Here is a 361-nt window from a genome sequence, read left to right on the forward strand (position 1 = left end):
GCGATGCCGACGGTGACCAAAGCACCACCACCATCACCATCGACGTGATCAACAGCTGCATCCGAGCGGTCAGTGACAGCGACGTGACCGTCTATGAAAAAGCCCTCGACCTGAACCAGGACGGTCAGGATCTGGCGCCCGGCACCGTCACCGGCAGCCTGCCGGGCAATACCGGCGAAACCGCCAGTGGCACCCTGGTCGGCTCCGTCACCGGCGCGACCGGCGCAATCACCTACACACTGGTCGGCAGCGCCACTGGCACCTACGGCCAAATCCTGCTCAATCCCGACGGCACCTACACCTACACGCTGACCTCGCCGCCAAGCACCACGCCGCATGCCGACGATGGCGCGAATACCCT

The 361-nt window shown here is 64.8% G+C and carries 1 protein-coding gene; it reads left to right on the plus strand.

All coding sequences use genetic code 11. The features are described from left to right. A partial coding sequence (locus E3W21_RS31975; RefSeq protein WP_256661644.1) for a hypothetical protein occupies positions 1-361 on the plus strand: 361 nt, incomplete at both ends.

This window comes from Pseudomonas sp. F01002, assembly GCF_004402115.1.
In the GTDB taxonomy this organism is placed as follows: domain Bacteria; phylum Pseudomonadota; class Gammaproteobacteria; order Pseudomonadales; family Pseudomonadaceae; genus Aquipseudomonas; species Aquipseudomonas frigoris.